The sequence below is a fragment of the Variovorax sp. 05L425 genome (assembly GCF_056397705.1).
The window spans coordinates 1-515 of record NZ_JBFTNY010000085.1; the positions used below are offsets into that span (position 1 = coordinate 1).

Below are 515 nucleotides of genomic sequence, written 5' to 3' on the forward strand. Positions count from 1 at the left end.
CATTGATGGTGCAGGTGTTCGAGGTGACTTCGCCGTTGAAGGTGATGGTGCCGTCAGCAGCAGAGGCAACCTGGGCGGCCATCGCGGTGCTGGCCAAGATCAGAACGGAGAGAAGTTTGCGGTTCATTTCGAATATTCACTAAAGTTGAAGAAGTTGGATTTGGCAGAAGGCGATAACCAGGGAATTGCCAATTGCCAAGACCGAATTAAATCGATCCACACGCCGCAGGCACATAAGAAAAATCCTAAAGCAGCGTTTGGAGCAGTACCGCTGTGCAAAATGGCACGGTGAGGCCTCGATCTACGCGCCTCGCGCAGCGAATTCGTTCGCCGCCGCTGGTGCTGCTCCATGGGAGGAAGCGCACCGGCGGCGCGCTTCCGGGCTACCAGAAATTACTGGTAGATGAGCGTGTACATCACGCTCGAATTGGCTGCGCCGGCGCCAGCAGCTCCATTGACAGCCACGTATTCAGCGGCGTAGGGCAGCAGTGCAGATCCGGCGGTGATAGCAACCG

General features: G+C 56.7%; 2 pseudogenes. Both read right to left on the bottom strand.

Features of this window, described 5'->3' with window-relative positions:
• Positions 1 to 127: pseudogene (locus AC1DN9_RS30085) on the bottom strand (fimbrial protein); the annotation flags it as partial.
• 266 nt (positions 128 to 393) lie between these two features.
• Positions 394 to 515, bottom strand: a pseudogene (locus AC1DN9_RS30090) (fimbrial protein); the annotation flags it as partial.